The following is a 25,282-nucleotide window of genomic DNA, read 5'->3' on the forward strand; positions in this document are numbered from 1 at the left end:
GCACATCATGCACAGCACACTCTTCGCACACGTCCCGGTCGAGTCGACCGGGCGCTACACCCTGCAGAACCCGCAGCTCCTGAAGACCGACGTCACTCAGGGCAACAGCCCCGTCCTCGCCCGGCAGGGCGCCATGGTGGCCTTCGAGGGCCAGGTCGAGTTCGACAGCCAGTACCGCAACCGCGGCTGGCGCAACGCCGAGCGGATGACCGGCGAGCGCCTCGAACTCATGCGCTGCAAGGGCAACGGCATCGTCTACCTGGCCAACCTCGCCCAGCACCTGCACATCATGGAGGTCGGCGCCGGCATCACGGTCGACAGCTCCTACGTCCTCGCCTTCGACGGCTCTCTCGGTGTCGGCATCGTGGCCGTGGACAGCGCCGTGGAGGTGGCCGCCGCGGGCGCCTACAACCTGGAGCTGTCCGGCTCCGGGCAGGTCGTGCTGATGACCTCCGGCGAGCCGCTGGTCCTCGAGGTGGGCCCGGACAAGAACGTCTGCGTCGACTCCGACGCCGTCATCGCCTGGTCCACGTCCCTGCGCACCCAGCTCCAGGCGCCCACCTCCACCTCCGGCGTGTGGCGCCGCCGGGGCACCACGGGTGAGGGCTGGGAGATGCACTTCGGCGGCACCGGCCACGTCCTGGTCCAGCCCAGCGAGCTGCTGCCGCCGCAGGGCCTGCGCAACGGCGGGGTGCTCGGCCAGTTCGGTATGCGCGGCAACTCCCTCGGAGGCAGCAACAGCTGACCGCCCCAGCGGCACGACGAACGGCACATGTAAGGGGCGCCCGCCATTGCCGGGCGCCCCTTACACATGCGGCCACCGCCGCGACTCCTGCGCTCACAGCCTCGCGCGGGTCGCTTCCAGCAGTCGTACGACCGAGTCGTCCGCCACGGCCGCCACCTCGTCGTAGGCGAACCACCGCACGTCGAGCGACTCGTCGCTGATCGTCTCCACGGCGCCGGACGGGGCGAGCGCCGCGTACTGGACGTCGAAGTGGCAGTTGCACGGCGGCGGGATCGGATGCCGGTCCAGACGCACCGGGCCGCCCGGCAGCGGCGTCAGATCCGGGATGCCGGACTCCTCCGTCGCCTCGCGCAGGGCCGCCGCCTCCAGGGAGGTGTCGGCCGGCTCGCAGTGGCCGCCCATCTGCAACCACCTGCCCAGCTTCTTGTGGAGGGTGAGCAGGGCCCGGCCGCGCTCCGGGTCGACGACCAGGGCACTCGCCGTGATGTGGCCGTCCTTGCAGGCCTTCCACATGGCGTCCGGGTGAGCCGCCAGATGGTCCAGGTAGGCCTGGCGAAGATCCGCCTGGTCCTCGTATCCCTTCAGGACCAGGGCGGCGTCGTCATGGAGGCTCACTCTGCGCTGCCGCCCTCGGCGGAGTCGTCCTTCTTCTTGAGGTCCGGCTTGTCCGCCGCCTCGCCGAGCATCTTGTCCAGCTCGGAGAAGTCCAGCTGCTCGCGGTGCACGAAGCCGTCCGGGTCGTCCAGGTCGGACGCGGTCGGCAGCATGTCGGGGTGGGCCCACAGGCCGTCACGGCCGTCGACACCGCGCGCGTCCGTGAGCGAGGCCCACAGTCGGGAGGCGTCCCGCAGGCGGCGCGGGCGCAGTTCCAGGCCGATCAGCGTGGCGAACGTCTGCTCGGCCGGGCCACCCGAGGCGCGCCGGCGGCGCAGGGTCTCGCGCAGCGCGTCGGCGGATGACAGACGCGGCTTCGCGGCCGCGTGGACCACGGCGTCCACCCAGCCCTCCACGAGCGCCAGCGCCGTCTCCAGACGGGCCAGGGCCGCCTTCTGCTCCGGGGTGTCCTCCGGCTGGAACATGCCCTGCTGGAGAGCGTCCTGGAGCTGCTCGGGGTTCTGCGGGTCGAACTGGCCGACCACGTCCTCCAGCTTGGCGGTGTCGACCTTGATCCCGCGCGCGTACCCGTCGACCGCGCCGTACAGGTGCGAGCGCAGCCACGGCACATGCGAGAACAGGCGCTGGTGGGCCGCCTCGCGCAGGGCGAGATACAGCCGCACCTCGTCCTTGGGCACACCCAGGTCCTTGCCGAAGGCCTCGATGTTCGCCGGCAGCAGCGCGGCCTTGCCGACCGGGCCCAGCGGCAGACCGATGTCGGTGGAGCCGACGACCTCGCCCGCGAGCACGCCGACGGCCTGCCCGATCTGCGTGCCGAACATGGCCCCGCCCATCGAGCGCATCATGCCGATCAGCGGGCCGGCCATGGCCTGCATCTCCTCCGGCAGGACATCGCCCATGGCGGTGCCCACGCGCTCGGCGACCGGGTCGACGAGCTCCTTCCACGCGGGCAGGGTCGCCTCGACCCACTCCGCGCGGGACCACGCCACGGCGGAGCCCGCCCCGGACGGCAGCGACGTCGCGTCGTCGAGCCACAGGTCCGCCAGGCGTACGGCCTCCTGGACCGCGGTGCGCTCGGCGGGGCCGATGCTCGCGTCCTTGGTGCCGTCCGAGGTCCCCTGGGAGACCGTCTGACGGGCGATCTGCTTGGCCATGTCCCAGTTCACCGGGCCGCCCTCGTACGAGAGCATCTGGCCCAGCTGCTGGAAGGCGGCGCCCAGGTCGGTGGGGTTCAGGGAACCGAACATGGCTGCGAGCGGATTGTCCGCACCGGGGCCGCCAAAGCCTCCGGCTCCGGGCAGAGCGCCGAAACCGAACGGGTTGGCCGGTCCCTGACCACCACCGCTCTCCTGGTCCTTCTTCTTGCCCTCGTCGCCGTCGTCCGGCTCCTCCGGCGGAAGGCCGAATCCGAATGGGGTGTCACTCACGGGATTCCTCGGCTGGTAAGGCCACCGGTTGCCTCCGGCGGCGCGGCTGCCCGATAACACCCCCCAGCGTAGACACCGACGGCCGTTAGGGCCTCGGTGCTCCGCCGACTCTCCGCCTGCGGCAGGATGGATGCCACCTGGTACGTACGCGTCACTCGCGTTCCTACTGAAGACAACCGCTGGAGACGCCCGGTGAGTTCCCCTGATCCGCAGGTTCGCGCAGCGCGAAACCAGTCAACCAACCCCGCCGCGCGCGGGCCAGTCGTCGCGGTCACCGGCGCAGCCTCCGGCATCGGAGCGCTGCTGACCGAGCGGCTCGCCGCCTCGGAGGAGATCAAGCAGGTCATCGCGCTCGACGAGCGGCGTGGCGAGTGCGCCGCGGCGCAGTGGCACATCCTGGACGTGCGGGATCCGGCCATCGCGGAGAAGCTGCGCGGGGCCGATGTCGTGGTCCATCTGGCGCTCGACCTCGATCTGGAGACCGACCCCGCGGCGCGTACGGCGTACAACGTGCGCGGGACGCAGACCGTGCTGACCGCCGCGGCGGCCGCGGGCGTCCACCGTGTCGTGCTGTGCACCTCCGCGATGGTCTACGGGGCGCTCCCGGACAACGAGCTGCCCCTTTCGGAGGACGCCGAACTGCGGGCCACCGCGGAGGCGACCGGGGTCGGGGACCTGCTGGAGATCGAGCGGCTCGCGCGGCGGGCGCCCCGGGCGCACCCCGGGCTCAATGTCACCGTCGTCCGGCCCGCCGTGCTGGTGGGAGGCGGGACCGACACCGCCCTGACCCGGTACTTCGAGTCGCCGCGGCTGCTGGTCGTGGCCGGGTCCCGGCCCGCCTGGCAGTTCTGTCACATCGAGGACCTCTGCAGCGCTCTGGAACACGCCGTCCTGGAGAAGGTCGACGGGGAGCTCGCCGTCGGGTGTGACGGATGGCTGGAGCAGGAGGAGATCGAGGAGCTCAGCGGGATCCGCCGGATGGAGCTGCCGTCGGCCGTCGCGCTGGGGGCCGCGGCCCGGCTGCACCGGATCGGTCTGACGCCGTCTCCCGCCGGGGACCTCGCGTACACGATGTACCCCTGGGTGGTGAGCGGAAGCCGGCTGCACGACGCCGGATGGCGGCCGCGCTGGACCAACGAGGAGGTGCTGGCGGAGCTCCTGGAGGAGGTCGCCGGGCGGCACACCGTTGCCGGGCGGCGACTGGGGCGCAAGGACGCGACGGCCGCGGGAGCGGCGGGAGCGACGGTCGCTCTTCTGGGTGCGGCGGCTGTCGTACGGCGGGCTCGGAAGGCGCGGCGGAGGATCTGACCGGAGCGTGCTCCGCCGCGTGGGCACGACAAGCGACAAGCGACAGGCGACAAGCGACAAGCGACAAGCGACTAGCGACAACGAAGCAGTACGTCTGTACGAGCCTCCAAACGCACACACGCGTGTGCCGGGTGATAGCGCTATTTCCCGTGGTCTCAGGAGTGCGGCACGATGGACGCATGGCACCCACTGACGACCACCCCGGTGAGCAGGCCGCCGACGAGCCCATCAAGCTCATCGGCATTCGTGAGACCCCGCTCTCCCTCGACGAGGTCTTCCGTGCGGTCGGAGACGACGCCGCCGGCGGGACCGCCCTGTTCGTGGGGACCGTGCGCAATCACGACGGCGGAGCCGACGTCGACAAGCTCGGCTACTCGTGCCACCCCAGTGCCGAGGCCGAGATGCGAAGGGTCGCCGAGAAGGTCGTCGCCGAGTACCCGGTGCGGGCCCTCGCCGCTGTGCACCGGGTCGGGGATCTCGCCGTCGGGGACCTCGCCGTCGTCGTCGCCGTTTCCTGTCCGCACCGGGGCGAGGCCTTCGAGGCCTGCCGGAAACTGATCGACGATCTAAAACACGAGGTGCCGATCTGGAAGCACCAGACGTTTTCTGACGGTACGGAGGAATGGGTCGGCGCCTGCTGAACCCTTCCTTCACCTCTCCGGTTGCGTAACCGCACCCCTGGCGTGAGCGTTGTCAGTGCGGATGGGTAATCTGCTGATCCGTCACTTTTCTGCGGTTGCTCAGTGCGGGATCGGGAGGTCGGCATGGGGGCGCTCGTCTGGTTGTTGATTCCGTTGTTGGCCGGCGTTGTCGCCGGGCTGTGGGGCAGTTGGGCCAACCGGACCCGCAAGGCGCGCAGCGACGGCCCCGAGCTCGACGGGTACGCCCGTTTCCGCGCCGCGATGGAGAAGTCGCACTCCGGCACCTGACGTCCACCTGACGGCGGCGCCCTGACGAAGGTCCGACAGGAGCGTCCCGTACTGTCGTGCCATGCCACGCCGCACCGCGACGATGCTCGCCTCCACCCTGATGCTGATCGCGCTCCTCTGCGCGGGAGTCTTCATCAATGTGCCCTACGCCGAGATGTCACCGGGCCCCACGGTGAACACCCTCGGGGACCACGGCGGCGAGCCGGTGCTGCAGATCTCGGGACGCAAGACGTATCCGACGAGCGGTCACCTGAACATGACCACTGTCCGGGTCACCAGCGCCGACTACAAGATGAACCTCGTCGAGGCCGTGTACGGCTGGCTCGCGCACGACAACAAGGTCGTACCGCACGACACCCTCTACCCGGACGGCAAGACCGAGGAGCAGTCGACCCAGGAGAACGCCGAGGAGTTCAGCCAGTCCCAGGAGAGCGCCAAGGTTGCCGCCCTGAAGGAACTGGACGTCCCGGTGAAGTCCTGGGTGATCGTCTCGACCGTCGTCAAGGACTCCCCGTCGGAGGGCCGGCTCCACGCCGGTGACGTGATCAAGGCCGTCGACGGTACGGCGGTGAAGGCGCCGGAGGACGTCGCCAAGCTGGTCACCAAGCACAAGCCCGGCGAGAAGGTCGTCTTCACGATCGTGCCCGTCAAGGAGCAGACCACCGCCGAGAGGGCCCACAGGACGGCGACGAAGACCGAGAAGGTCACCATCACGACCAGGGCCTCCGACGACGAGGGCGAGAAGCGCGCCATCGTCGGGATCGCCGCCGGGACCGACCACACCTTCCCGTTCACCATCGACATCAAGCTCGCCGACGTCGGCGGTCCGAGCGCCGGTCTGATGTTCGCGCTCGGCATCTACGACAAGCTCACCCCGGGCAGCCTGACCGGCGGCACGTTCGTCGCCGGCACCGGCACGATCGACGACAACGGCAAGGTCGGACCGATCGGCGGCATCGAGATGAAGACGGTCGGCGCGCGCGACAAGGGCGCCCGGTACTTCCTGACGCCCGCCGACAACTGCGCGGCCGCCGCCAAGGACACCCCGAGCGGACTCACCCTGGTCAAGGTGAACACCATCGAGGACGCCCTCGGCGCGCTCAAGGACATCCGCGAGAAGAAGACGTCCGACCTGCCGAAGTGCACCAAGGGATAGCCGCGAGGGCTACTCCTCGAAGGTCGCCGACAGCGCCTCCGCCAGGCCCGGCACCAGGTCGCCGCCCGTGAGGACCTCCGTGGGGGAGTCCTTCTCGCGCAGGCGCAGGGCGGAGTCGCGGGTTCCGTCGCGCAGGACCGCGACCGTCATGCGGACCTCCTGACGGTCCGGGTGCTCGGCGACCCACTTCGTCAGCCGGGCCTCGCTCAGCCCCTGCGGGACCGACGCCTCGGCGGACGGCGGCAGCATCAGGCGCTCCACGGTGAGCGCGCAGCCGACGACCGCGTCGGGCCAGGCGATGGTGCCGAGGAACTCGTCGAGCGGCTTGCCCGCGGGAATCTCGTCCTGCTCGATGGGGGTGAAGCCCGAGGGCGCCTGCGCCTCCGCCAGACCGAGCTGGCTCGCGAGAGCGGGTTCCTGGGCGCGCAGCCGGGCGGTGTCGACGAGGGCGAAGAGGCGGGCGGGCTGGTCCCAGCCGAGGCCGGAGGCGTACTCGTCGATCTCGAGTACGGCCCGGGTGAGCGGGCTCGCCGCCATGGGGGTGTTGGACATGGTCACAATCCTGCCTCGTTCGTCACCTGAATCGGGAACCGAGTAAACGGTGAGTAAGTTGCATAGGTGTGGGCCCGCGATCACGGGGGGCCACCCAGGGCCCGCGAACACGAGGGTCTGACGGATCGACAGCGAACTTCGAGGTGCGCACCTTGGCTTTCCAGATGCCGGACCGCGGCGGAGGCCCGACAGGGCCGCGGATGAGAGTGGGCCGCCCGTCCCGGCGTGCCAGGACCCTGCTCATGACGCTGGGCGTCCTTGCTGTCCTCGGCATGGCGTTCACCATGTTCGCGGGCTTCTGGACGGACTGGCTCTGGTACCGCTCGGTGAACTACTCGTCCGTGTTCACCACCACGCTGTGGACCAAGATCGGGCTGTTCTTCTTCTTCGGTCTGCTGATGGCCCTCGCCGTCGGTGTCAACATCTGGCTGGCCCACCGACTGCGCCCGCCGCTGAGCGCCATGTCGATGGAGCAGCAGAACCTCGACCGCTACCGGATGGGCATCGCGCCGTACAAGAGGTGGCTGCTGCTCGGGATCGTCTCCCTGGTGGGCCTGATCGCCGGGGCCTCCGCCTCCAGCCAGTGGCGGACCTGGCTGATGTGGGTCAACGGCGTCTCCTTCGGCCAGAAGGACCCGCAGTTCCACCTCGACATCTCCTTCTACACCTTCGACCTGCCCTGGTACCGGTTCCTGCTCGGCTTCGGCTTCGCCGCCGCGATCCTCTCGGTGATCGCCGCGGCGCTCACCCATTACCTGTACGGCGGTCTGCGGATCACCTCCCCGGGCGCGCGGGCCACGGCCGCCGCGACCGGGCACCTGTCGGTGCTGCTCGGCATCTTCGTCGCCCTGAAGGCGGTCGCGTACTGGCTCGACCGGTACGGCCTCGCGGTCAAGTCCAGCGACTTCAAGGCGACCGACAGCTGGACCGGCCTCAGGTACGTCGACGCGAACGCCTATCTGCCGGCCAAGACGATCCTGTTCTGCATCGCCGTGATCTGCGCGCTGCTGTTCTTCGCCACCCTGTGGCGGCGCACCTGGCAGCTGCCCGTGATCGGCTTCGGCCTGATGGTGCTCTCGGCGATCCTCATCGGCGGGCTCTACCCCGCGATCGTCCAGAAGTTCCAGGTCCAGCCGAACGAACAGGCCAAGGAAGCGCCGTACGTCGAGAAGAACCTCAAGGCGACGCGTGAGGCGTACGGCATCGACGACGCCTCGGTGAAGGAGTACGACGGCAAGTCCACCACCACGGACAAGACCGAGCTGCGCCGGGGCGTCGACGCCACGGCGAGCATCCGGGTCGTGGACCCCAACGTGGTCTCGCCGACGTTCCAGCAGCTCCAGCAGATGCGTAACTACTACGCGTTCCCGACCAACCTGGACGTCGACCGGTACAGCAAGGACGGCAAGGACCAGGACACGGTCATCGGGCTGCGCGAGCTGAACCTCGCCGGTATCCCGAAGAACAACTGGATCAACGACCACTTCCGCTACACCCACGGTTACGGTGTGGTCGCCGCGAAGGGCACCGAGGCCGACGCCGAGGGGCGCCCGGTCTTCACCGAGTCCAACCTGCCGTCCAAGGGCGACCTCGGGACGTACCAGCAGCGCGTCTACTACGGCGAGAAGACCACCGAGTACTCGATCGTCGGCGGTCCCCAGAAGGAGATCGACTACTCCGACGACAACGGTGAGAAGACCTACAGCTACAAGGCCAAGAGCGGGGTCAACCTCTCCAGCCCGGTCAACCGGGCCGCGTACGCGGTGGCGTTCAGCGAGCCGCAGATCCTCTACTCCGGAGCGATCGGCGAGGGCTCGCGGATCCTGTACAACCGCACACCCAAGCAGCGTGTCGAGGCGGTCGCCCCGTGGCTGACCATCGACGGCGACGCCTATCCGGCAGTGGTGAAGGGCAAGATCCAGTGGATCGTCGACGCGTACACGACGACCAACGGCTACCCGTACTCCTCCCGTACGACCCTCGGTGACACGACGGCCGACTCGCTGACCGCGACGAACAACCAGCGCGCGGTGGTCGCCCAGCAGAACCAGGTCAACTACATCCGCAACTCGGTGAAGGCGACCGTCGACGCGTACACCGGCGAGGTCAAGCTCTACCAGTGGGACACCAAGGACCCGGTCCTCAAGACCTGGATGAAGGCGTTCCCGGGCACGGTGGAGCCGAGGAAGGACATCTCCACCGACCTCATGGACCATCTGCGGTACCCGCAGGACCTGTTCAAGGTCCAGCGTGAGCTGCTGGCGCGCTACCACGTCGAGGACGCGGACACCTTCCTCAGCGGCAGCGAGGTGTGGCAGGTGCCGGACGACCCGACCAACAAGTCGGGCGACGCTGTGCCGCCGTACTACCTGAGCATGAAGATGCCCGACCAGTCGGCACAGGCGTTCTCGCTGACGACGACGTTCACGCCCAACGGCCGGGACAACCTCAGTGCGTTCATGTCGGTCGACGCCGAGGCGGGCACCACCGACTACGGCAAGATCAGAATCCTGAAACTGCCGACGAACACCACGGTCAACGGGCCCAAACAGGTGCAGAGCCAGTTCAACTCCGAACAGAACATCGCGGAGACGATCAGCCTCCTCAACAGAGGTGACTCCAATGTGGAGTACGGCAATCTCCTGACGGTGCCGCTCGACGGAGGACTGCTCTATGTGGAGCCGGTCTACGTACGCGGTGGTGGACTCAAGTACCCGCTGCTGCGGAAGGTGTTGGTGACCTACGGAGGCAACACCGCCTTCGAGGACACCCTCGACGCAGCGCTGAACAAGGTGTTCGGAGCGGACGGTTCGACCACTCAGCCACCGGGTGACGGCGGTGACACCACCAAGCCGCCGCCGACCTCCACCAACCCGACGGTTCAACAGGCGCTGAACGACGCCCAGAAGGCCTTCGACGCCGGCCAGGAAGCCCTGAAGAAGGGCGACTGGGAGGCGTACGGCCGGGCCCAGAAGGATCTGCAGGACGCGCTCAAGCGGGCCGAGGACGCGCAGGCCACTGCGGACAAGGGCAGCGGCAGCAGCGCGAAGCCCAGCGACAGCCCGAGCCCGAGCGGCAGCCCGAGCCCGAGTGGTAGTCCGAGCCCGAGAAGCAGTCCGAGCAGTAGTCCGAGCAGCTGATCAACCGCTGGTCAGATGCCCACCCCGCGCCGTGGTACGGTTGCAACACAACGGCGCGGGGTGGAGCAGCTCGGTAGCTCGCTGGGCTCATAACCCAGAGGTCGCAGGTTCAAATCCTGTCCCCGCTACTGGAATCGAAGGCCCGGATCCTTTCAGGATCCGGGCCTTCGTGATGTGCGAACGCATGTGCCGAGGAACCGACGGCCGCGCCGCCGGGGGCAGTTGGGGGGAACTGTGTTTCACTTGTCGTTCTGTGGGCATGTCGACAAAACGCTGAAGTGACCTCACTGGCTGCGGTATACCAGGTGTACCCAGTTTGCAGGTGGTGCGACGATGGACGTTATGGGGGACAAGGCAACTCTGTTCGAGACAGGGCGTTTTGTGCAATCTTCCGGGCGGGACGGGGTCGGGGAGGCGGCTGATGATGCCGCTGCCGAGGAGGTCCAGCAGCGGCTGGCCGCCGAAGCCGGCGACGTCGAGGCGATGAGCGTCCTCGGCGCCCTTCTGCTGCGCCGCGGTGATCTCGACGGAGCCGAGCCCCACCTGCGTGCCGCCACCGCCGCGGGTGACCGGGCCGCCGCCAACAATCTCGGAGTCCTGCTGCACCAGCGCGGATACGCCGACGACGCCGCCGGCTGGTGGCGGATCGCCGCCGTCGCCGGATCCGCCGCGGCCGCGCACGCCCTGGGCCGCCACCACCGTGAGCGGGGCGACGAGCCCGCCGCCGAGTACTGGCTGCGCCAGTCCGCCGAGCAGGGACACGCGCTGGGCGCCTACGCGCTCGCCGATCTGCTGGAGCACCGCGGGGACACGGGCGCCGAGCAGTGGATGCGGATCGCCGCCGAGCGGGGACACCGGGAGGCGGCCTACCGGCTGGCCCGCTCGCTCGACCGCCGCCTGGGCCCGGACGGGGACATAGGGGACGACCACGGTGCCGGGGCCGAGGCCGAGCAGTGGTACCGGCAGGCCGCCGCGCGTGGACACCGGCGGGCGGCGCTGCATCTCGGGGCGATCCTGGAGCGGCGCGGTGCCCTCAAGGAGGCCGGGCGCTGGTATCTGACCTCCGCCAAGGACGGCGAGGCGCGGGCCGCCTGCGCCCTGGGGTTCCTGCTGCGGGACGCGGGCGACACCGAGAGCGCCGCCGTGTGGTGGCTGCGCGCAGCCCAGGACGGGGACGGCAACGCGGCCAACGCGCTGGGCGCCCTGCACGCCGAGCGCGGCGAGCCGCAGACCGCCGAGCGGTGGTACCGGGCGGCGATGGACGCGGGCGACGACAACGGCGCGTACAACCTCGGGCTGCTCTGCGCCGAGCAGGGGCGGACCGCGCAGGCCGAGCAGTGGTACCGGCGGGCCGCGTACGCGGGGCACCGGGAGGCGGCCAACGCGCTCGCCATCCTGCTGCTCCAGGGCGGCGACACGGCCGGGGCCGAGCCGTGGTTCTCCAAGGCCGCGGAGGCCGGGAGCGTGGACGCCGCGTTCAACCTCGGGATCCTGTTCGCCGGGCGCGGCGAGGAGGCCGTCGCCCTGCGGTGGTACGAGCGCGCCGCCGCCGCCGGGCACACCGAGGCCGCGCTCCAGGTCGGCATCGCCCGGCTGCGGGAAGGGGACGAGGCCGGCGCCGAGCGGCACCTGCGGTGTGCGGCGGGGGGCGGCAGCGCGGAGGCCGCGTACCGGCTGGCGACCGTGCTGGACGCCCGGCGGCCGCCGGTGCCCGCGCACTCGCTCGGAGAGCCGGTGCACGAGGAGAAGAGCGAGTGCGAGGAGTGGTACGAGCGGGCGGCCTCCCAGGGACATCGCCGGGCTCAGGTGCGGGTGGGCATGCTCGCCGCCGCCCGGGGTGACGTCGTGGAGGCGGCTCGCTGGTACCGGGAGGCCGCGGAGGCGGGATCCCGAAACGGGGCGTTCAACCTGGGACTGCTGCTCGCCCGGGAGGGGAGTGAGCCGGAGGCCGCCGTGTGGTGGGCCCGGGCCGCCGACGCGGGGCACGGGCGGGCGGCGCTGCGGCTCGCCCTGGTCTACGCGCGTCGGGGCGAGCTGGCCGAGGGACAGCGGTGGGCCGACCGGGCGGTGGCCCTGGGGCCCGCGGAGGTCTCCGAGCGGGCGGCCCGGCTGCGGGACGCGCTGCGCGAGGAACTGTCGGCGTAGCGCCCCGCGCGCTGCCCCAGCCAAACGATTTGCCTCTGGCCTCCTCCTTCACGTAACGTTGCATTCATCGCCGCGGGGTGGAGCAGCTCGGTAGCTCGCTGGGCTCATAACCCAGAGGTCGCAGGTTCAAATCCTGTCCCCGCTACTGAAGGCCGAGGGCCGGAATCCGAAAGGGTTCCGGCCCTTGGTGTTTTCAGGGGCGGTGGCCCACCGCCTCCTCGTACAGGGTCCTGTTCACCGAGTCGACGCGGTCGTCCAGCCAGGCATGGGTGGCGGCCAGTTGCCACAGCAGGGCCAGCAGCAGGGGGACGGCCACCGCCAGGGACAGTTCCAGGGCGCGTCTGCGGCGATGGGTGCGTGGCGGGTGCAGCTCCTGCGGGCCCGGGCGGCGTACGAGTACGGAGACCTTCTCGGGGGCCACGGTCGTCATGCCGGTCTCGCCTCCTTGCGCAGCAGGTCCCACAACTCGCTCTTCAGGGACGTGAATGCGGGCGCCGAGCGGATGTCACCGGTGCGCGGCGGGCGGGGGAAGGGCGGGCGGTGTCCGGCGATCAGGCGGCCCGGGCGGGCGGACATCACCAGGACGCGGTCACCGAGGACGATTGCCTCCTCCAGGCTGTGGGTGATGAACAGGGTGGTGGTGCGCAGGGCCTGGGTGATCTCCAGCAGTTCGTCCTGGAGGATCATGCGGAGCTGGGCGTCCAGCGCGGGTGGGGGTACCTCCCACGCCCGTTCAGGGCAGTGGGGGAGGCTCGTCCATCAGCAGGAGTTCGGGTTCCACGGCGAGGGCGCGCGCTATCGCCGCGCGCTGGCGCATCCCGCCGGTCGCCGGGTACGCGTCGGCGAAGTCCGTGAGGCCCGTGCGGGCCGGCCACTCGTCGGCGCGGGCGTTCGCCTCGCGGCGCGGGACGCGCTGGATGTCCAGGCCGAAGCGGACGTTGGCGCGGACGGACTTCCAGTCGTAGATGCCGTAGTCCTGGAAGATCATGGCCGCCGGGCGGGCCGAGGTCGTGCGGATCTCCAGGGTGCCCGTGCTCGGCCGGAGCAGGCCCGCGGCGATGCGCAGCAGCGTCGACTTGCCGCAGCCCGAGGGGCCGACCAGGCAGACGAACTCTCCGGGGGCGACGCTGATGTCGAGGGGGCCGAGGGCGTCGACCGAGTGGGGCGGACGGCCGAAGGTGCGGGTCAGGCCGGTGGCGTGGAGTTTGGGGCGCGGAGGGTCCGGGGCGGGGTGAGGTGAGCGTTCTTCTGTGGTGGGTTCGGGGTGCGGATCTCCCACGGTTGCTCCTTGCGGAGTTCGGTACGGAGAGGGGTGGCCGCACGACGATATGACGGCCCGTCAGATTCAGGAACCCTGTGGGCAGCACAAAGCCCCGGTCGCCGCGAAGGGCGCCGGGGCTTCGGTGCAGGCTGTTACGCGGCCGCGCAGTTCGGGCACACGCCCCGGTACGTCACCTCGACGTCCGAGACGGTGAAGCCGAAGCGCTCCGAGTCGGGCAGCTCGGCCAACGGGTTGCCCGTGGGGTGCACGTCCCGGATGGCGCCGCACTGGGCGCAGACCAGGTGGTGGTGCGGCTGGTGGGCGTTCGGGTCGTACCTCTTGGCGCGCTTGTCGGTGGCGACTTCGAGCACCTCGCCGAGGGAGACCAGCTCGCCCAGTGTGTTGTAGACGGTCGCCCGGGAGATCTCGGGCAGCTTGGCCACGGCGCGCGCGTGGACCTCGTCGGCCGTCAGGTGGACGTGTTCGCCGTCGAGGACCTCGGCCACGACGCGCCGCTGCGCGGTCATCCGCCATCCGCGGCCGCGCAGTCGTTCCAGAAGGTCGCTCATGTGCACCAGCCTAACAGCTGGAGACCAGAACCCGAATGGGTGTGAGTTTGGAAGGCTGCTTGATTTGGATTGAGTCTAATGCGAGGAGCCGGTGGCGGCTGGTATGCGCTCCCGTGCCGGCGCCCAGCAGCGGATGATGTCGCGGACCGAGACGATGCCCGTGGGCTCGCCGCGGTCCAGCACGATGAGGTGCCGGAAGCCGCCGTGGGCCATCGCCTGTGCGGCCTCCTCCAGGGTCCAGGTCGGAGTGGCGAAGACGACGTCGGTGGTGGTGTGGGCGTGGGCGTACTCCGTGTCCGGGCTCTGGCCGAGGCCCACGGAGTTCAGGATGTCGCGCTCGGTCAGAATGCCGGTGCCGGTGCCGTCGGGATCGAGGACCACGGCCGCGCCCACCCGGCGGGCGGACATCAGGGCGGCGGCCTGGCGGAGAGTGTGGGCGGGGCCGATGGTGAGGACCACCGTGCTCATGGCGTCGCGGACGAGCATGGGTTCGCAGTCACCTCCTGGGAACCAATGAGTTCGTTCATTGGTTCACAAGTTCACAAATGAGGGTCCTCTCAGAGTCGCAGGTAAAGCGAGGGTCAACAAGAGGGCGCGCGTCGCCGATTGAGGGCGTGCGCGCTCAGATGTGATTCCCGCAAGCGCTCAACGAGCCCTAGTAGCGCTCGTTGAGATAACCCAGGAACTCGTCGTGGAGCAGGCCGTTGGAGGCGGCGGCGTTGCCGCTGTGCGGGCCCGGGCGGCCGTCGAGGCCGGTGAAGGTGCCGCCGGCCTCCGTGACGACGATCGCGTTCGCGGCCATGTCCCACAGGGACAGCTCCGGTTCCGCGCAGATGTCGATCGAGCCCTCGGCGACCATCATGTACGGCCAGAAGTCGCCGTACGCGCGCGTGCGCCACACCTCGCGGGTCAGGTCCAGGAAGCCGCCCAGGCGGCCCTGGTCCTCCCAGCCGGTGAGGGAGGAGTACGCGAAGGAGGCGTCGCTGAGCCTGCCGACCTTGGAGACGTGGAGACGAGTGGCGGAGGTGAGGCTGCGGCCGCTGAAGGCGCCGTTGCCCTTCGCGGCCCACCAGCGACGGCCGAGGGCCGGGGCGGAGACCACGCCGACGACGGGCTGGTAGCCGCCCTCCGCCGCCTCCATCAGGGAGATCAGGGTCGCCCAGACCGGCACGCCCCGGACGTAGTTCTTGGTGCCGTCGATGGGGTCGATGACCCAGCGGCGCGGGCCGGTGCCCTCGATGCCGTACTCCTCGCCGAGGATGGCGTCGCGGGGGCGGGCGCGCTTGAGGTGGCCGCGGATGAGTTCTTCCGCCGCCTTGTCCGCCTCGCTGACCGGGGTCATGTCCGGCTTTGTCTCGACCTTGAGGTCCAGTGCCTTGAAGCGGGCCATGGTGGTCGCGTCGGCCGCGTCCGCGAGGACATGGGCGAGGCTGAGGTCGTCGAGGTAGTCGGGCATGTGGCGAACGGTATCTGCCGGTGCAGGGATGCGGCCAGCGGGCCCGGGGTGTGGACAGTGCGGTCGGTTCGCGCCGCAGTGCCGGGTTTGGCTCGCCCGCGTCGGCGAGCCGCAGCCGCGTACGCCCCTTCGTGCCGTCGCGAACCCTTGACAGTGCCCCCGTGCGCGTCAAATCTGGGCGCAGAGCTGCTTGCTCCCTGGGAGGCGATGATGCCTGCTGCGCGGGAATCGCTGCTGGACGCCGCTTATGCGGCGTTGGCGCGTCGGCCGTGGTCCGCCGTGAGGATGGTGGATGTCGCGGCGACGGCCGGAGTGTCCCGGCAGACGCTGTACAACGAGTTCGGGAGCAAGGAAGGGTTGGCCCGCGCGCTGGTGAGACGAGAGGCCGACGGGTATCTCGTCGGCGTCGACCGGGCGCTCACCACGCACGGCGAGGCCCGGGAACGGCTGACCGCGACCGCCGAGTGGACCACCGCCTCCGCCCGGGAGAACGCGCTGGTGCGGGCCATGCTCACCGGCTGCTGGAGCGAGCGGCTGCCCTCGCCGACACTCTCGGGCGTGCCGTCCTCCTCCGCCGTACCGGCACAGCGCCGGGCCGACGGACCGCTGCCGTCACCCGGCGAGTTCGTGGCACTGGTGCGCGACCGCGCCGTCTCCGTCCTCGCCGGACCCGGCGTCCACAAGTCGGACGTCCCCGAACTCGCCCGCTCCTGCGAACTCGCCGTCCGGCTCGCCCTGTCCTGCGTGGCGGCCCCGCCGGGCGAGGGCGGGGTCGCGGACCTGGTGCGCAGCGCGCTGCACCGGCAGCCCGTGTGAAGCGGTGTATGAACCGGGCCCAGGGCCCTTCGAGTGGACCCTAGTGCGACGAGCCCGACAGCTGGAGGCCGATCACCCCTATGATCACCAGGCTGATCGAGACGATCTTCAGCGTCGACACCAGGTCGTCGAGGAAGATCATCCCGTAGATCGCGGTGCCCGCCGCGCCGATGCCGGTCCACACCGCGTACGCGGGGCCGACGTCCAGCTTCCTCAGGGACAGGGTCAGCAGGCCGAAGCTGCCGAGCGCGAAGATGCAGAACGCGACCGTCGGCCACAGTCGGGTGAATCCGTGGGAGAGCTTCAGACACACGGCGAAACCGGTCTCCAGCAACCCGGCCACCACCACCAGCAGCCACGCCATGTGCTGTCCTCCCGTATGTCCGGCTCGGTGCGAGTATGCACTTACCGAACTCGCGTACACCCAAACAACGCGGAGGTCAGTCCCCCGGCCCTCTCCCTCAGTCCCCCTCCGTCCGCTCCCGTGTCGAGAGCAGCCGCCGCAGGGAGTACAGCCGGGCCGGATCCGCGTGGCCCTCGGCCACCCACGCGTCCAGCGCGCAGTCCGGCTCATCATGACTGCACGCGCGCGGACAGCCCTCGGTTCCCGGTACCAGGTCGGGAAACGCCAGGATCACCCGGGAGGGGTCCACGTGGTGGAGGCCGAACGACCGTACGCCCGGGGTGTCGATCACCCAGCCGGCGTCGCCCGCCAGGGGAAGCGCCAGCGCCGAGGTTGTGGTGTGGCGGCCGCGGCCGGTCACCGCGTTCACATGGCCCGTCACACGGCGCTGCTCCACCGGGACCAGCGTGTTGACCAGTGTCGTCTTGCCCACGCCCGAGTGACCGACGAAGGCCGTGATCTTGCCGTCGAGGTGGTCGCGCACCACGTCCGCCGCGCTGCCGCTCTCCAACTCCTCGCGGCTGGTGACGACGTACGGGATGTCCAGATGGCCGTACAGCTCCAGCAGCTTGTCGGGCTGGGCCAGGTCCGACTTCGTCAGGACCAGCAGGGGGGTCAGGCCGCCGTCGAAGGCGGCCACCAGGCAGCGGTCGATCAGGCGCGGGCGGGGCTCGGGGTCGGCGAGAGCCGTGACGATGGCGAGCTGGTCGGCGTTGGCGACGACCACGCGCTCGTACGGATCGTCGTCGTCGGCCGTGCGGCGCAGGACCGAGGTGCGTGGCGAGATGCGGACGATGCGGGCCAGGGTGTCCTTCTCGCCGGAGAGGTCGCCGACGATGTCCACCCGGTCCCCGACGACCGCGGCCTTGCGGCCCAGTTCGCGGGCCTTCATCGCCATGATGACCCGGCCGTCGACGAGACAGGTCAGGCGACCGCGGTCGACGGTGAGGACCATGCCCTCGACCGCTTCCTCGTGCTTGGGGCGGATGTTCGTACGCGGCCGGTTGCCCTTGCGGTTGGGGCGGCTGCGGATGTCGTCCTCGTCGGTGTGCTTGCCGTAGCGGCGCATGGCGTGAGTCCCCTACGCCTTCTCGCTCCCGAGCATCCCGCTCCACATGTCCGGGAAGTCCGGCAGCGTCTTGGCCGTCGTCGCGACGTTCTCGATCTGTACGCCCTCGACCGCGAGGCCGATGATCGCGCCGGCCGTGGCCATGCGGTGGTCCTCGTAGGTGTGGAAGATCCCGCCGTGCAGCCGGCGCGGGCGGATGCGCAGGCCGTCGGCGGTCTCGGTGACGTCACCGCCGAGTTCGTTGATCTCCTTGGTGAGCGCGGCCAGCCGGTCCGTCTCGTGCAGGCGCAGGTGCGACACCCCGCGCAGGGTGGAGGGGGAGTCCGCGAGGGCTGCCACGGCCGCGATGCCGGGGGTCAGCTCACCGACCTCGCCCAGGTCGACATCGATGCCGTGGATCGCACCCGAACCGGTGAACACCAGGCCGTACTCGGTGAGTTCGCAGGAACCGCCCATTTCGGTGAAGATCTCGCGCAGCCGGTCACCGGGCTGGGTGGTGCGGGCCGGCCAGTCCGGGATCACGACCTTGCCGCCGGTCACCAGGGCCGCCGCGAGGAACGGCTGGGCGTTGGAGAGGTCGGGCTCGACGGTGAGGTCCCGGCCGAGCAGGGCGCCCGGCGTGACCCGCCAGACGTTCGGCTCGCCGCCCGACTCCGGGGTGTCCACCTGGGCGCCGACCGCGCGCAGCATGTCCACGGTCATCCGGATGTGCGGCATCGAGGGCAGGGTCGAACCCGCGTGCCGGACCTCGACGCCCTGGTTGAAGCGCGGGCCGGAGAGCAGGAGCGCCGACACGAACTGGGACGACGAGGACGCGTCGATCTCAACCGGGCCGCCGTCCAGGGCGCCCCCGCCGTGCACCGTGAGCGGCAGCGCCCCGCGGCCGTCGTCGTCGATCCGCGCTCCGAGGACGCGCAGGGCGTCGATCACGCCGGTCAGCGGGCGTTCGTACGACCTCGGGTCGCCGTCGAAGCGGATGGGGCCGTCGGCGAGCGCGGCGACCGGCGGCAGGAAGCGCATCACCGTGCCGGCGTTGCCGACGTCCACCGTGGCCGGGCCGCGGAGGCCTGCCGGCAGGACCCGCCAGGTCTCGCCGGTGCCGTCGGGGCCCACGCCCTCCTCGATGCCCACGCCCATCTCACGCAGGGCCGCGGCCATGAGGAGCGTGTCCCGGGAGCGGAGGGGGCGGCGCAGCCAGCCCGGCTCGGAGGCCAGGGCCGCCAGTACCAGTGCGCGGTTGGTGACCGACTTCGACCCCGGGACGTGGACCGTGGCGTCGACGGCTCCACTCGCGTGGGGGGCGGGCCAGAGGGCGGTGTCTGAGGGGTTCAGGGCCATAGGGTCACTTTAGTAGGGGGCCGCCTGTCGGGTGCGCCGCCGTCGTGGCCGGCCGCACCCCCGGTGACGTCGCTCCTTCGGGCCTGTCACACCTCCAGCAACCACCGGCCGCCGCCTATCAGCGAACACAGGCTCACCGCGTGGAACAGGAACAGCCACAGCCCCGCCGGCACGTGCGTCAGGCGGGACAACTGGTCCGCGTCCGAATCACCCGCGCCGCCCCTCGACCGCTTCGACTGTAGCTCGAAAGCGGGACGCACCCCGCCCAGCAGCAGGAACCACACCACCGCGTAGGCGAACGCCGCCTGCACCTGGGGTCCGGCGAGCCAGGACACCACCACGAAGGTGCCGCCGGTGAGCACCACCGTCAACGCCCCGTACGCGTTACGGATCATCACCAGCATCGCGACCAGCAGGGCCGTCGCCGCCCACAGCAGCAGGGTGATGCGGCCGGCGGCCAGCAGGGCGGCACCGCCGAGGCCGAGCAGCGGGGGAGCGGTGTAACCGGCCGCCGCGGTGAGGATCATGCCGATGCCGTGCGGCTTGCCCCGGCTGACCGTGAGCCCGCTGGTGTCGGAGTGCAGCCGTATGCCGGTGAGCTGACGCCCGGTGAGCAGGGCGACCAGGCCGTGGCCGCCCTCGTGGGCGATGGTGATGGCGTTGCGCGAGAGCCGCCACAGCGTATGGGGGACCACTATGGCGAGCGCCGCCGCCATGGTGCCGAGCACCACCCACAGGTCGGGGTCGGGCTGCAGGCCGACGAGGCGGTCCCAGAGGTCGGGCAGCGCGGTCGATGCGGTGCTGTCCATGTTTCCCGGTGGCTCCCTCTCCTCGTACGGAGTCTGGCAGTGTGGCACGTATGTGCGGACGGTATGCAGCCAGTCGTGGGCCCGAGGATCTCGCAGGAATCTTTGAGATCGAGATGGGGGTCCCCCCAGGGCGAGCGGAGTCGAGCCACTGGGGGAGGGAACCGGAGGAGACCCTGGAGCCCGACTACAACGTGGCCCCGACCAAGGAGGTCTACGCCGTCCTCGACCGTCCCCTGAAGGACGCCGAGGACCCGCGGCCGGTTCGGCAGCTGCGGAAGCTGAAGTGGGGGCTGGTCCCGAGCTGGTCGAAGACCCCGGAGGGCGCGGCCCGGATGATCAACGCGCGCGCGGAGACCGTGCACGAGAAGCCGTCGTACAAGAGGGCCTTCGCCACCCGCCGCTGCATCATCCCGGCCGACGGCTACTACGAGTGGGTCACCGGCTCCGGCGAGCGGGAGCTGGAGGTCGAGGGGAAGAAGAAGCGGCCGCGCAAGCAGCCCTACTTCGTGCTGCCCGCCGACGGTTCGGTGTTCGCGATGGCCGGGCTGTACGAGTTCTGGCGGGACAAGACCCTGCCCGACGACCATCCGCTGGCCTGGTGGGCGACCTGCTCCGTGATCACCACCGAGGCGGAGACGGGGCCGCTGGCCGTCTCCCCGGCCGACGGCCCGCGCTCCCTCGTCGACATCCACCCCCGGATGCCGCTGATGCTGACCCCGGACCGCTGGGACACCTGGCTCGACCCGTCCCGCACGGACCTGGCGGACCTGCGCTCGCTGCTCGCGCCGCCGCCCGAGGGGCTCATGCGGGCCTACCCGGTCTCCACCGCCGTCAGCAACGTCCGCAACAACGGGCCGGAGCTGCTGAAGGAGCTGGAGGGGCCGGAAGAGGGCACACTCTTCTGACGTGACCACCACGGAGATCATCAGCACCGAGGCCGGGGACGCCCGCGTCACCTGGCACCCGGCGCGCACGGCACGGCTCGTGCTCGCCGTCAGTCATGGCGCCGGCGGCGGCATCGAGGCGCGGGACCTCCAGGCGCTCGCCGACACGCTGCCGCGGCACCGAGTGACCGTCGCCCTCGTCGAGCAGCCCTGGCGGGTGGCCGGCAAGAAGGTCGCGCCCGCGCCGAAGACGCTGGACGTGGGATGGCGGGGCGTCTGGCCCGCTCTCGTGGCGCCCGGCCTGCCGGTGATCTCCGGCGGGCGCAGCGCCGGGGCCCGTGTCGCCTGCCGTACGGCCGTGGAGCTGGGCGCCGCCGCGGTCCTCGCCCTGAGCTTCCCGCTGCACCCGCCGGGCAGGCCCGAGAAGTCCCGCGCCGCGGAACTGCTCGGATCCGGGGTGCCCACCCTGGTCGTCCAGGGCGGCAACGACCCGTTCGGGAAGCCGGAGGAGTTCCCGGACGGGTCCTTCGAGCTGGTCGAGGTGCCCTGCGGCGATCACGGCTTCGCGGTGCCGAAGCGGGCGGAGATCACGCAGGAGGAAGCCGTGACGGTTGTCACCGACGCGGTCTTGAAGTGGGCCGGGTCACTGGGATAAAGGCCCGGGAATGTTGGGCCGCGGACCTCTGTTGAGGCGGACAGAAGCGCTGAAGACACAGCGCGGACCGTCGTAGAGAGGAAGTCCGCCGCATGGGTTCGACCTTCTGCCCGAGCCGCAGCAGCCGCGCTGACCTGGACTGGACAGTGCTGCATGCGGCCAAGACCACCTCTATTCGAGGGGCGGCAGGGACGGGTAGTCGTCTATCCTCCAATTCCGGTGGCATCGGTTTCGGTGCTGCCCGGAATCTTGAGGAGGTGGGTCCGGTCACTGGGATCGACGCAGGGACCGACAACGGCCAGGCGGAGCAGCCCGAGGGCCAGGGCGCGAGCACGGAGTCGACTGCGGAGCGCACCGCGCGCTTCGAGCGGGACGCGCTCGAATTCCTCGACCAGATGTACTCGGCCGCGCTGCGCATGACGCGCAACCCGGCCGACGCCGAAGACCTGGTGCAGGAGACGTACGCCAAGGCGTACGCGTCCTTCCACCAGTTCCGTGAGGGGACCAACCTCAAGGCGTGGCTGTACCGGATCCTCACGAACACGTTCATCAACTCGTACCGCAAGAAGCAGCGCGAACCCCAGCGCTCCGCGGCCGAGGAGATCGAGGACTGGCAGCTCGCCCGTGCCGAGTCGCACATGTCGACCGGTCTGCGCTCCGCCGAGTCGCAGGCGCTCGACCACCTGCCCGACTCGGACGTGAAGGAAGCGCTCCAGGCGATCCCCGAGGAATTCCGCATCGCCGTCTACCTCGCTGACGTAGAGGGCTTTGCGTACAAGGAGATCGCGGACATCATGGGGACACCCATCGGAACGGTGATGTCCCGACTGCACCGTGGCCGCCGTCAACTGCGCGGCATGCTCGAGGACTACGCCCGCGAGCGCGGGCTCGTCCCGGCCGGTGCCGGAGAGTCGAACGAAGCGAAAGGCTCGGGCTCATGAGCTGCGGAGAGCCGCACGAGACGGACTGCAGTGAGGTACTCGATCATCTCTACGAGTTCCTCGACAGTGAGATGCCGGACGTCGATCGCGTCAAGTTCAAGCAGCACTTCAACGAGTGCTCTCCGTGCCTGGAGAAGTACGGTCTCGAAGAGGCCGTGAAGAAGCTCGTCAAGCGGTGCTGCGGCCGGGACGACGTGCCGACCGACCTGCGCGCCAAGGTCCTGGGGCGGCTCGACCTGATCCGCTCCGGACAGACCGTGCCGGAGCACGACGTGACGGCCTCTTCCCAGGAATCCTGAACCCCCCTTCAGGACACGAGCTCTCGTCACCCGAACGTGCTAATCGGCAGGTGATCGGCCCACGCCGCCTCCCTTCGTCGTCCTAGGCTCCTCGCAGCTGTGCGGACTGGAGCTGGAGGGGCGACATGGAGGCGGTGCCGGCACGCGCGCGTGCGTACGTCGCCTGTGTCGCCGCGGCCGCACTGCTCTGTCTGCTGCCGCTGCCGTCCGTCCGCACTCCCTGGTGGGCGCTCGCCCTGCTCGCCGCGCTGTACGCCGGCGGCGAGCAGGCCGCCGCCCGCCGGCGGTTCACCGGCACCTTCTGTCCGGTCCTGCTCGCCGGCGCCTTTCTGCTGCCGCCCCCGGCCGCCGCCCTCGTGGTGCTGCCGGGGGCGCTGCTGTCCCCGGTCGAGCGGCGCCCCCGAGCGCTGCGCCGCATCTGGCGGGCCGCGCAGCTCGCGGTGAGCGTCTGGGCCGCCGCGCGGGTGCACGGGGCGACGGGCGGCCGGGACGCGGTCGCGGCCGCCGACTTCCCGTACGCGCTGTTCCCCGCCGGGGCCGCGGTGCTCGTCTTCTGCCTGGTGCTGAGCGTGCTGGACGGGGGGATCCTGGCGCTGGCCGAGCGGATTCCCGTACGGCGGGCCTGGCGCGGCCTGTTCCTCCGCTCCCTCGCCCCCGTCGCCGTCCACGGGCTGGCCGGGCTCATGATGGCCGTGCTGTGGCGCAGCCCCTACGGTCCCGTCGCCGCGTTGCTCGTCCTGCTGCCGATGTGCGTGTCGTGGTGGGTGTTCGCGCAGTACCACCGCGAGCGCGCCGCCCACCAGGCCACCATCCGGGCTCTGGTGCAGGCCGTCGACATCAAGGACGAGTACACCCGCGGGCACAGCGAGCGGGTCGGGCAGGCGTCGATGATGATCGCGCGGGAGCTCGGCATGGACGACGCCCGCACCGAGGTGCTGCGGTTCGCCGGGATCCTGCACGACGTGGGCAAGCTCGGCGTGCCGACGCGGCTGCTGAGGAAGGACGGACCGCTGACCCCCGAGGAGCGGCGGGTCATCGAGCTGCACCCCGAGTACGGGCACGAGATGGTGCGGGGCATCTCCTTCCTCGGGGAGGCCCGGGCCGCCGTGCTGCACCACCATGAGCGGCTGGACGGGAGCGGGTACCCCTACGGGCTGGTGGGCGCTCAGATCCCGGAGTCGGCACGGGTGGTGGCCGTGGCCGACGCCTTCGACGCGATGACCTCCACCCGCTCCTACCGGCGGGCCCGGCCCGTCGGCGCCGCGCTGGAGGAGCTGGAGCGGTGCGCGGGCAGTCAGTTCGACCCCCGGATGGTGACGGCCCTCGTCCGCGCCCTGTCCCGGCACGGCTGGCATCCGGCGGTCACGGCGGACGAGGCCGACGGAACCGGTGTGCCACGCCCCCGCCCGACGACCACAGGGCGGCCCGGGGTACGCCGGTGAACGCCCGGAAGGCGTCCCGCCGGCTGCCGCCGCTCCTCACCCTCGTCCACACCTGCGCCGCCCTGCTCGCCCTCGGCTCACTCGCCCTCGTCCTGTGGACCGGACTCGAGGAGCGCGGCACCGCCCTCGCCTTCGGGGTGCTGATCACCGTCGGTGAGCTCAACCGGCGCAGCGGCCCCCACGTCAGGGAGGCCGCGCCGCTGGGTGCCGCCGGGGCGTTGTCGTACGCCCTGCTCGGCGAGGACGCCGGCACGCCCACGCATCACGGCGTCACCCAGGCCGTCACCGTCGTCCTCGCCGCCTCGCTGGTCGGCAGCGTGCCGCACGTCGGACGCGGACAGGGCCCCACCGCCGACCAGCTCGCCCGCCGGGTGCTCAGCGTCGGGTTCGCCGCCGTGTGCTTCCAACCCCTCTACAACCAGGGGACCTTCACCCAGTGGGGCGGCCCCGCCTACGCCCTGCTCCTGCTCGCCCTGCTCTCGCTGACCGCACTGTGCGACGCCGTGCTCGCCGCCGCCCTCGCGCACTCCCGCACCCGCTGGCCCTTCGGCCCGCTGCTCAGGGACGAGCTGCGGGCCCTGCTGGGCATCGGCTCCGCCGTCGTGGCCACCGGGGCCGTGATGGCGCTCGCGGTCGCCGTCGCGGGACTGTGGGCGCTGCCCGTCTTCTCGGTGCCGCTGCTCCTCACCCAGCTCTCCGTCCGCCGGTACGCCGCCGTCCGCTGCACCTACCGGCAGACCATCGCCTCCCTCGCCCGCGCCACCGAGATCGCCGGGTACACGCCCGCCGGGCACGCCCGCAGGGTCGCCGCGCTCTGCCGGGAGGTCGGGCGCGACCTCGGGATGTCCCGGCCCGAACTCACCGTCCTGGAGTACGCCGCCCTCATGCACGACATCGGCCAGCTCAGCCTCGTCGACCCGGTGCCCGCGGGTGCCACCGCCGCCCTGCCCCTCGCCGAACAGCGCCGCATCGCGCTGCTCGGCGGGGCGGTCGTACGGCAGACGGGCGTCGACGCGGCCGTCGCCGTGGTCGTGGAGCGGCAGGCCGACCCCTGCCGGGAGCAGCCGCTGGCCGCCCGGATCGTGCGGGCGGTGAACGCCTACGAGGAGAAGGCGCGGGACGCCGGACCCGGTGGGCCGCTGACCGCGCTGGAGGAGCTGCGCCTGGGCACCGCGGGGGACTACGCTCCGGAGGTCGTGGAAGCGTTGGCCCGGGTGCTGTCGAGAGACTGTCTGACCTCGCCCGTGACGGGGTAACCCATGGGTAATGAGCGCCCTTCCAAGCACACGTGGTTGGATGCGGGAGAGAGGGTGTCCGGGGGCA

Annotated in this window: 25 protein-coding genes, 2 tRNA genes and 1 pseudogene; 16 read left to right on the top strand and 12 right to left on the bottom strand. The window is 70.8% G+C overall.

Annotated features, from left to right (window positions below; translation table 11 throughout):
* The first annotated feature begins 7 nt into the window (after positions 1 to 7).
* Positions 8 to 745, top strand: a complete 738-nt coding sequence (locus ACIRP7_RS18520) for an AIM24 family protein (RefSeq protein ID WP_352390274.1) — start codon at positions 8 to 10, stop codon at positions 743 to 745.
* 93 nt (positions 746 to 838) lie between these two features.
* Here the strand turns inward: ACIRP7_RS18520 and ACIRP7_RS18525 are convergent, their stop codons facing one another.
* Positions 839 to 1,360, bottom strand: a complete 522-nt coding sequence (locus tag ACIRP7_RS18525; RefSeq protein WP_403660185.1) for an NUDIX hydrolase — start codon at positions 1,358 to 1,360, stop codon at positions 839 to 841.
* Entirely contained in the window at positions 1,357 to 2,787 is a 1,431-nt protein-coding gene (locus ACIRP7_RS18530; RefSeq protein ID WP_352390272.1) for a zinc-dependent metalloprotease, read from the bottom strand. The genes ACIRP7_RS18525 and ACIRP7_RS18530 overlap by 4 nt, the downstream gene beginning before the upstream one ends.
* A 192-nt stretch (positions 2,788 to 2,979) precedes the next feature.
* Between ACIRP7_RS18530 and ACIRP7_RS18535 the strand changes: the two genes are divergently transcribed.
* The 4 genes from ACIRP7_RS18535 to ACIRP7_RS18550 all read left to right on the top strand — a co-directional run bounded on the left by ACIRP7_RS18535 (position 2,980) and on the right by ACIRP7_RS18550 (position 6,180).
* On the top strand, positions 2,980 to 4,095 hold the full coding sequence (locus ACIRP7_RS18535; RefSeq protein ID WP_403660189.1) for an SDR family oxidoreductase: 1,116 nt from the start codon (positions 2,980 to 2,982) through the stop codon (positions 4,093 to 4,095).
* A 179-nt stretch (positions 4,096 to 4,274) separates the two neighbouring features.
* The gene (locus tag ACIRP7_RS18540) at positions 4,275 to 4,736 is read left to right on the top strand and encodes a molybdenum cofactor biosynthesis protein MoaE (RefSeq protein WP_403660192.1); all 462 of its coding nucleotides are present in this window, start codon (positions 4,275 to 4,277) and stop codon (positions 4,734 to 4,736) included.
* A gap of 102 nt (positions 4,737 to 4,838) precedes the next feature.
* The gene (locus ACIRP7_RS18545) at positions 4,839 to 5,024 is read left to right on the top strand and encodes a hypothetical protein (protein ID WP_403660715.1); all 186 of its coding nucleotides are present in this window, start codon (positions 4,839 to 4,841) and stop codon (positions 5,022 to 5,024) included.
* Between the two features lie 61 nt (positions 5,025 to 5,085).
* Positions 5,086 to 6,180: a PDZ domain-containing protein gene (locus tag ACIRP7_RS18550; RefSeq protein WP_403660194.1), complete on the top strand. Its 1,095-nt coding sequence runs from the start codon at positions 5,086 to 5,088 to the stop codon at positions 6,178 to 6,180.
* Positions 6,181 to 6,189: 9 nt separating this feature from the next.
* Here ACIRP7_RS18550 and ACIRP7_RS18555 read toward each other — a convergent pair whose 3' ends face one another.
* On the bottom strand, positions 6,190 to 6,732 hold the full coding sequence (locus tag ACIRP7_RS18555; RefSeq protein WP_403660197.1) for a PPA1309 family protein: 543 nt from the start codon (positions 6,730 to 6,732) through the stop codon (positions 6,190 to 6,192).
* A 164-nt stretch (positions 6,733 to 6,896) separates the two neighbouring features.
* Between ACIRP7_RS18555 and ACIRP7_RS18560 the strand changes: the two genes are divergently transcribed.
* The 4 genes from ACIRP7_RS18560 to ACIRP7_RS18575 all read left to right on the top strand — a co-directional run bounded on the left by ACIRP7_RS18560 (position 6,897) and on the right by ACIRP7_RS18575 (position 12,162).
* Entirely contained in the window at positions 6,897 to 9,872 is a 2,976-nt protein-coding gene (locus ACIRP7_RS18560; protein WP_403660689.1) for a UPF0182 family protein, read from the top strand.
* A 54-nt stretch (positions 9,873 to 9,926) separates the two neighbouring features.
* Positions 9,927 to 10,000 (top strand) — tRNA-Met (locus ACIRP7_RS18565).
* A 205-nt stretch (positions 10,001 to 10,205) separates the two neighbouring features.
* Positions 10,206 to 12,017 carry a tetratricopeptide repeat protein gene (locus ACIRP7_RS18570; RefSeq protein ID WP_403660200.1) on the top strand — a complete coding sequence of 604 codons (1,812 nt, stop codon included), beginning with the start codon at positions 10,206 to 10,208 and terminating at the stop codon, positions 12,015 to 12,017.
* A 71-nt stretch (positions 12,018 to 12,088) separates the two neighbouring features.
* Positions 12,089 to 12,162, top strand: a tRNA-Met gene (locus tag ACIRP7_RS18575).
* A 48-nt stretch (positions 12,163 to 12,210) separates the two neighbouring features.
* Here the strand turns inward: ACIRP7_RS18575 and ACIRP7_RS18580 are convergent.
* The 5 genes and pseudogenes from ACIRP7_RS18580 to hisN all read right to left on the bottom strand — a co-directional run bounded on the left by ACIRP7_RS18580 (position 12,211) and on the right by hisN (position 15,303).
* On the bottom strand, positions 12,211 to 12,447 hold the full coding sequence (locus tag ACIRP7_RS18580; RefSeq protein ID WP_403660203.1) for a hypothetical protein: 237 nt from the start codon (positions 12,445 to 12,447) through the stop codon (positions 12,211 to 12,213).
* Positions 12,444 to 13,296, bottom strand: a pseudogene (locus ACIRP7_RS18585) (ABC transporter ATP-binding protein). The gene ACIRP7_RS18580 and the pseudogene ACIRP7_RS18585 overlap by 4 nt, the downstream one beginning before the upstream one ends.
* A gap of 134 nt (positions 13,297 to 13,430) precedes the next feature.
* Positions 13,431 to 13,847 carry a Fur family transcriptional regulator gene (locus ACIRP7_RS18590; protein ID WP_352390265.1) on the bottom strand — a complete coding sequence of 139 codons (417 nt, stop codon included), beginning with the start codon at positions 13,845 to 13,847 and terminating at the stop codon, positions 13,431 to 13,433.
* A 75-nt stretch (positions 13,848 to 13,922) separates the two neighbouring features.
* A complete protein-coding gene (locus tag ACIRP7_RS18595) occupies positions 13,923 to 14,333 on the bottom strand; it encodes a cyclic nucleotide-binding/CBS domain-containing protein (RefSeq protein ID WP_403660206.1) in 411 nt (136 codons plus the stop codon).
* A 169-nt stretch (positions 14,334 to 14,502) separates the two neighbouring features.
* On the bottom strand, positions 14,503 to 15,303 hold the full coding sequence (gene hisN / locus ACIRP7_RS18600; RefSeq protein WP_403660209.1) for a histidinol-phosphatase: 801 nt from the start codon (positions 15,301 to 15,303) through the stop codon (positions 14,503 to 14,505).
* A 207-nt stretch (positions 15,304 to 15,510) separates the two neighbouring features.
* Here hisN and ACIRP7_RS18605 point away from each other — a divergent pair, with 207 nt between their 5' ends.
* Entirely contained in the window at positions 15,511 to 16,119 is a 609-nt protein-coding gene (locus tag ACIRP7_RS18605; RefSeq protein ID WP_403660212.1) for a TetR/AcrR family transcriptional regulator, read from the top strand.
* A gap of 40 nt (positions 16,120 to 16,159) precedes the next feature.
* Here ACIRP7_RS18605 and ACIRP7_RS18610 read toward each other — a convergent pair whose 3' ends face one another.
* From ACIRP7_RS18610 to ACIRP7_RS18625, 4 genes are all read right to left on the bottom strand, one after another.
* Positions 16,160 to 16,483 (bottom strand): DMT family transporter, encoded by a 324-nt coding sequence (locus ACIRP7_RS18610; protein ID WP_393600587.1) that lies wholly within the window; start codon positions 16,481 to 16,483, stop codon positions 16,160 to 16,162.
* Between the two features lie 97 nt (positions 16,484 to 16,580).
* On the bottom strand, positions 16,581 to 17,591 hold the full coding sequence (gene rsgA / locus ACIRP7_RS18615; RefSeq protein WP_403660216.1) for a ribosome small subunit-dependent GTPase A: 1,011 nt from the start codon (positions 17,589 to 17,591) through the stop codon (positions 16,581 to 16,583).
* 12 nt (positions 17,592 to 17,603) lie between these two features.
* Positions 17,604 to 18,929 carry a 3-phosphoshikimate 1-carboxyvinyltransferase gene (gene aroA, locus ACIRP7_RS18620; protein WP_403660219.1) on the bottom strand — a complete coding sequence of 442 codons (1,326 nt, stop codon included), beginning with the start codon at positions 18,927 to 18,929 and terminating at the stop codon, positions 17,604 to 17,606.
* Between the two features lie 86 nt (positions 18,930 to 19,015).
* Positions 19,016 to 19,738 (bottom strand): M50 family metallopeptidase, encoded by a 723-nt coding sequence (locus ACIRP7_RS18625; RefSeq protein ID WP_403660222.1) that lies wholly within the window; start codon positions 19,736 to 19,738, stop codon positions 19,016 to 19,018.
* 50 nt (positions 19,739 to 19,788) lie between these two features.
* Between ACIRP7_RS18625 and ACIRP7_RS18630 the strand changes: the two genes are divergently transcribed.
* The 6 genes from ACIRP7_RS18630 (at position 19,789) to ACIRP7_RS18655 (ending at position 25,215) form a co-directional block, all read left to right on the top strand.
* Positions 19,789 to 20,643, top strand: a complete 855-nt coding sequence (locus ACIRP7_RS18630; RefSeq protein WP_403660225.1) for an SOS response-associated peptidase — start codon at positions 19,789 to 19,791, stop codon at positions 20,641 to 20,643.
* Position 20,644: 1 nt separating this feature from the next.
* Complete coding sequence (locus ACIRP7_RS18635; RefSeq protein WP_403660227.1) at positions 20,645 to 21,277, top strand: alpha/beta family hydrolase; 633 nt, start codon at positions 20,645 to 20,647, stop codon at positions 21,275 to 21,277.
* Positions 21,278 to 21,534: 257 nt separating this feature from the next.
* Positions 21,535 to 22,218, top strand: coding sequence for an RNA polymerase sigma factor SigR (sigR, locus tag ACIRP7_RS18640; protein ID WP_007384596.1), 684 nt, complete (start codon positions 21,535 to 21,537; stop codon positions 22,216 to 22,218).
* Positions 22,215 to 22,517 carry a mycothiol system anti-sigma-R factor gene (gene rsrA, locus ACIRP7_RS18645; protein ID WP_403660231.1) on the top strand — a complete coding sequence of 101 codons (303 nt, stop codon included), beginning with the start codon at positions 22,215 to 22,217 and terminating at the stop codon, positions 22,515 to 22,517. Before sigR ends, rsrA begins: the two co-directional genes overlap by 4 nt.
* 125 nt (positions 22,518 to 22,642) lie before the next feature.
* Positions 22,643 to 23,959: an HD-GYP domain-containing protein gene (locus tag ACIRP7_RS18650; RefSeq protein WP_403660234.1), complete on the top strand. Its 1,317-nt coding sequence runs from the start codon at positions 22,643 to 22,645 to the stop codon at positions 23,957 to 23,959.
* Positions 23,956 to 25,215: an HD-GYP domain-containing protein gene (locus ACIRP7_RS18655; protein ID WP_403660237.1), complete on the top strand. Its 1,260-nt coding sequence runs from the start codon at positions 23,956 to 23,958 to the stop codon at positions 25,213 to 25,215. The genes ACIRP7_RS18650 and ACIRP7_RS18655 overlap by 4 nt, the downstream gene beginning before the upstream one ends.
* Positions 25,216 to 25,282 lie beyond the last annotated feature (67 nt).

The organism is Streptomyces sp. NPDC102270 (assembly GCF_044766405.1).
Classification (GTDB): domain Bacteria; phylum Actinomycetota; class Actinomycetes; order Streptomycetales; family Streptomycetaceae; genus Streptomyces.

Excerpts from the sequence above, each read along its gene's own strand:
- ACIRP7_RS18520 (WP_352390274.1), top strand. The coding sequence starts at position 8 with ATGCACAGCACACTCTTCGCACACGTCCCGGTCGAGTCGACCGGGCGC.
- ACIRP7_RS18540 (WP_403660192.1), top strand. The coding sequence starts at position 4,275 with ATGGCACCCACTGACGACCACCCCGGTGAGCAGGCCGCCGACGAGCCC.
- ACIRP7_RS18550 (WP_403660194.1), top strand. The coding sequence starts at position 5,086 with ATGCCACGCCGCACCGCGACGATGCTCGCCTCCACCCTGATGCTGATC.
- ACIRP7_RS18555 (WP_403660197.1), bottom strand. The coding sequence starts at position 6,732 with ATGTCCAACACCCCCATGGCGGCGAGCCCGCTCACCCGGGCCGTACTC.
- ACIRP7_RS18560 (WP_403660689.1), top strand. The coding sequence starts at position 6,897 with ATGCCGGACCGCGGCGGAGGCCCGACAGGGCCGCGGATGAGAGTGGGC.
- ACIRP7_RS18570 (WP_403660200.1), top strand. The coding sequence starts at position 10,206 with ATGGACGTTATGGGGGACAAGGCAACTCTGTTCGAGACAGGGCGTTTT.
- ACIRP7_RS18580 (WP_403660203.1), bottom strand. The coding sequence starts at position 12,447 with ATGACGACCGTGGCCCCCGAGAAGGTCTCCGTACTCGTACGCCGCCCG.
- ACIRP7_RS18590 (WP_352390265.1), bottom strand. The coding sequence starts at position 13,847 with ATGAGCGACCTTCTGGAACGACTGCGCGGCCGCGGATGGCGGATGACC.
- ACIRP7_RS18595 (WP_403660206.1), bottom strand. The coding sequence starts at position 14,333 with ATGCTCGTCCGCGACGCCATGAGCACGGTGGTCCTCACCATCGGCCCC.
- hisN (WP_403660209.1), bottom strand. The coding sequence starts at position 15,303 with ATGCCCGACTACCTCGACGACCTCAGCCTCGCCCATGTCCTCGCGGAC.
- ACIRP7_RS18605 (WP_403660212.1), top strand. The coding sequence starts at position 15,511 with ATGATGCCTGCTGCGCGGGAATCGCTGCTGGACGCCGCTTATGCGGCG.
- ACIRP7_RS18610 (WP_393600587.1), bottom strand. The coding sequence starts at position 16,483 with ATGGCGTGGCTGCTGGTGGTGGTGGCCGGGTTGCTGGAGACCGGTTTC.
- rsgA (WP_403660216.1), bottom strand. The coding sequence starts at position 17,591 with ATGCGCCGCTACGGCAAGCACACCGACGAGGACGACATCCGCAGCCGC.
- aroA (WP_403660219.1), bottom strand. The coding sequence starts at position 18,929 with ATGGCCCTGAACCCCTCAGACACCGCCCTCTGGCCCGCCCCCCACGCG.
- ACIRP7_RS18625 (WP_403660222.1), bottom strand. The coding sequence starts at position 19,738 with ATGGACAGCACCGCATCGACCGCGCTGCCCGACCTCTGGGACCGCCTC.
- ACIRP7_RS18630 (WP_403660225.1), top strand. The coding sequence starts at position 19,789 with ATGTGCGGACGGTATGCAGCCAGTCGTGGGCCCGAGGATCTCGCAGGA.
- rsrA (WP_403660231.1), top strand. The coding sequence starts at position 22,215 with ATGAGCTGCGGAGAGCCGCACGAGACGGACTGCAGTGAGGTACTCGAT.
- ACIRP7_RS18650 (WP_403660234.1), top strand. The coding sequence starts at position 22,643 with ATGGAGGCGGTGCCGGCACGCGCGCGTGCGTACGTCGCCTGTGTCGCC.